Annotated in this window: 4 protein-coding genes and 1 pseudogene; 4 read left to right on the forward strand and 1 reads right to left on the reverse strand. The window is 57.5% G+C overall.

Annotation, left to right across the window (positions count from 1 at the left end; translation table 11 throughout):
- The first annotated feature begins 181 nt into the window (after positions 1-181).
- The 4 genes and pseudogenes from ALO64_RS22960 (at position 182) to ALO64_RS22975 (ending at position 2,495) form a co-directional block, all read left to right on the forward strand.
- Positions 182-433, forward strand: coding sequence for a helix-turn-helix transcriptional regulator (locus ALO64_RS22960; RefSeq protein ID WP_044345689.1), 252 nt, complete (start codon positions 182-184; stop codon positions 431-433).
- 15 nt (positions 434-448) lie between these two features.
- Positions 449-904, forward strand: a pseudogene (locus ALO64_RS22965) (HipA domain-containing protein); the annotation flags it as partial.
- Between the two features lie 129 nt (positions 905-1,033).
- Positions 1,034-1,870 carry an AraC family transcriptional regulator gene (locus ALO64_RS22970; protein ID WP_044345693.1) on the forward strand — a complete coding sequence of 279 codons (837 nt, stop codon included), beginning with the start codon at positions 1,034-1,036 and terminating at the stop codon, positions 1,868-1,870.
- A gap of 49 nt (positions 1,871-1,919) precedes the next feature.
- Positions 1,920-2,495 (forward strand): LysE family translocator, encoded by a 576-nt coding sequence (locus tag ALO64_RS22975; protein WP_044345695.1) that lies wholly within the window; start codon positions 1,920-1,922, stop codon positions 2,493-2,495.
- A gap of 168 nt (positions 2,496-2,663) precedes the next feature.
- Here ALO64_RS22975 and ALO64_RS22980 read toward each other — a convergent pair whose 3' ends face one another.
- On the reverse strand, positions 2,664-3,479 hold the full coding sequence (locus ALO64_RS22980; RefSeq protein ID WP_044345696.1) for a formate/nitrite transporter family protein: 816 nt from the start codon (positions 3,477-3,479) through the stop codon (positions 2,664-2,666).
- Between the last annotated feature and the right edge of the window lie 256 nt (positions 3,480-3,735).

Genomic DNA, 3,735 nt, shown 5'->3' on the forward strand with positions numbered 1-3,735 from the left:
AAAAAACTGATACTCCCCGATGTATAGCTCTGAGCCGTCAGGTCTCATCTGACTCTGTAATAGCATTTCAATAGATCCGCTAGCCGGTGCCGCGACTCAAAGCCCCGTTCACACATCAGTTTGATTTATTCAAAGGTTAGGTATACGTTACATTTAATCTAATTTGTTATGTATACGGAACATGGACTATTCCCTCATCACAACGCGTCTTGGCGAGCAGATTCGGCAGCGCCGCCTCAATCGAGGGCTTACGCAAGCCAGGCTCGCCGCGATGGCAGCCGTCACCCGGCAAAAGATAATCGCCTTAGAAAAAGGTGACCTCTCAGTAGGTATGACGGCCTATGCGCGCGTGCTCGGGGCGCTGGATTGTGAGCTCTCGGTCATACCCGCTGTCATGCCTACACTGGATGAAATTGAGGGAGTATTCGACTGATGATGACCACGCTGCAAGAGCTACTCCGCTATCGCCAAAGCAATCCGCCTGTTCTGTGCCCCCGACCAGGTACAGGACTCATTGGCCCAGCTATTCGCCATCGTGACCCTGAGCTGTATTGTCGGCAACGGCGACGCCCACCTGAAAAACTTCGGTCTGCTGTATTCCGACCCCACCCAACGAGATGCACGGCTCGCTCCAGCTTACGACATCGTCAACACCACGGCTTATATCCCCGAGGACGTGTTGGCACTGGATCTGCTCGGCAACAAGTCGCTATTCGCCTCGCGGCAGGGCCTACTGGATTTCGCCCAGATCTGTGATGTGACACGTCCAGAGGAGGTGATTTCCGGGCAACTTCAGGCACTGGAGCAAGTACTGGCGCGTTCGGTTGAGCTGAACGAGCGGGCGCCGGAGGTCATCGCTGCGGTCAGACGATGTGCTGAGCCGTTTATGAGAACCTTTGGGTAGCAAGCCGTTGGGCTTCGTGTCGCGACCTTTGGCAACTGCAATTCCAACAGACAGATGAATGCACGAATGTTCTAGACTCACCTTCTGACGTCAGCGATAACCAATCGCTTTCATCGATTCAGGTGTTTTATGCCTTCCACACACTGGATAGACCTCGCTCGCGACCTTGATACAGGCATCGAGACGCTGCACGCGCACTTTCAGGGGCATGCCTATGATCCCCATTGGCATGACAGCTATCTGGTGGGCGTTACCCGTCAAGGTGTGCAGCAGTTCAATTGCCGCCGTCAGCGCTATGCCAGTACGCCCGGGCAGGTGTTCACACTGGAACCGGGGGAAATTCATGATGGCAATGCCCCGTGCGCCGAAGGGTTCACCTATCAGATGCTGTACCTGGACCCGCATTGGCTGAGCCGGGAGCTCAGTGGGTTGTTCGAACAGGCTCCCGACCAGCATTTGCCTTCTTTCGCCAACACCCTGCAAACCGAATCACGGCTGGCTCACGCGGTCACGTTCGCTTTCACGGCGCTGCATCAAAAAGAACTACGCATCGTTCGTCAAAGCGCGTTGGATGAATTACTGGCGCAGCTCATTGATCGGATGCAATGGCGACGCATGACCGATCCCGATCCGCGCTTGCCGCAGGTGGCCTTGCGGGCGAGGGATTATCTGCACGCGCATCTGCATCAGGACGTGGGCATGAACGAGTTGGCAGCTGTTTGTGGCATTGACCGCTTTCGCTTGACGCGGGCTTTCAAGGCCGCCTTCGGCCTGCCGCCTCATGCATATCTGGTACAGCTGCGCCTGGCCAAGGCCCGTCGAATGCTGGCAGCCGGAATCTGGCCCGCTCAGGTGGCCAGCGATCTGGGCTTTGTTGACCAAAGCCATCTGGGCCGCTGGTTCATGCGCGCCTACGGACTGAGCCCGGCGGCCTATCGCTTGCGCTGCTCAAACCTTCCAGACTGATCCTGTGGTATGTCGCAGCATGGGCTTTTTCAGCCCTGGATTGCCGATTATGCTGCCTTTCATTCTGTTCGCCTTCGTCGCCTCGATTACCCCCGGCCCCACCAACATCCTGGTATTAAGCAACAGTGCCCGCTTCGGCTGGCGCGCCGTCGTACCGTTGATTCTGGGAGCCTGCACCGGCGCTGCACTGTTGGTGTTGCTCGTCGGCATGGGGGTCGGCCACTCATTGCTCGCGATCCCCAATGCTCAGCGCGTCATGGCATGGGTCGGCGTGCTGTGGCTAACCTGGCTGGCCTGGAAAATAGGTGCCGGCCCGACCGACTCAATCGAGCGGCAAAACAGTCTGCCGATGGGCTTTATCGGTGGCGCAGCACTGCAATTAGTAAATCCCAAGACCTGGGTCATGGCGCTGGCGGTAGTCAGTGTATTCAGCCAGCGCAGCCCGGTGTCTTACCTGGCGCTGGTGTTTTTTCTGATTTCCTTGCCCTGCCTCGGCAGCTGGGCTTTGATGGGCGCAGGCTCGTCCCGCTGGCTCACATCGCCTTGGCGAGTGCAGTGGATGAATCGAGTACTGGCGGTTTTATTGCTGCCGGCGGCGTGGATCGGTTTTATGGACAGTGTCTGAGCGCGTGCGGCCTGGATTGGCGGTGGGTACGCGAGGAGTCGGCTTCATTCAAAGGCTCTTGTCGAGCCAACTCGACTATTTGCTTGTGAGGTGAGTTTTGCTCTTCAACTTGCTGGTTTGCTCTGCGGCCGTCATCTCTTTTCACCGCAGAGCCTGTATGGCGTCAGATTATTCCGGTGCTTGCGCGCCGCTGGTCCTGGACAGCTCAGCAGGTCGGGCTGCCGCATTGAAGAAGGCCAGGTGATAGGCCAGGCTGACGAACACCGCACCGCCCACCGCGTTACCCAAAAATACCGGAACGAAGTTGTCGCCGAACTGCGCCCAGCTCAAGGCGCCGGCAAAGATCGCTGCAGGAATGACGAACATATTGGCGACGATGTGCTGAAAGCCGATCGCGACGAATGCCATCACCGGAAACCACATGCCGGCCACTTTACCGATCACGTCCTTGCTCGCGTAGCTGAGCCACACCGCCAGGCACACCAGCCAATTGCAGCCAATACCCGAGATGAATGCCTGTTCGAAGCTGGCCCCCACCTTGGCATTGGCGATGGCCACAGTCTTGGCCAGGAATGGGCCTTCAGTCAGCCCCACCACATGGCCGAAACAATAGGCGACGAACAGCGCGCCGATCAGGTTGGCCAGCGTCACCAGTACCCAGTTGCGCACCAACTGACCCAGACCGATACGCCCGGCGAATAGCGCCATGGGCAGGCTCATCATGTTGCCGGTCAGCAACTCGCCACCGGCCAGCACCACCAGAATAAGCCCGACCGGAAATACCACAGCGCCAAGCAGATTGCCCAGCGACGCCCACTCGTGAGGGATCATGGTGCTGACATGAATATCGAGAAGAAACCCGAGGGCAATGAAAGCCCCTGCCAGAAAGCCCAGGATCATCAACGACGACAGGCCCAGGTGGGCCTTCTTGACGCCGCTTTCGACGGCAATTTCAGCGATTTGCTGCGGGGTGTTCAGAGACATGGTGGGCTCGTGCGTGGTCGTGGGCTGAGCGTAGGGAGCAGAAGCTCAAGCGGTGCGCGCATCTGTCGCACGGGGAAACAACGTTACGGAATGTTTCGAAGGATGGCTAATCGGATGTTTTGATCGGGTGATTGAGAGGGTCGATGACTGGACTTACAGTTGTTTGGTTGGCAGGTTTGTAGTGGGTCAACTAAACCCGATCACTGAGTTGTCAGCGAACGAGCCATCTTGGAAACGCGGGAGTATCAGTTTTTTT

This window comes from Pseudomonas meliae, assembly GCF_001400515.1.
GTDB classification, from domain to species: Bacteria; Pseudomonadota; Gammaproteobacteria; order Pseudomonadales; family Pseudomonadaceae; genus Aquipseudomonas; species Aquipseudomonas amygdali.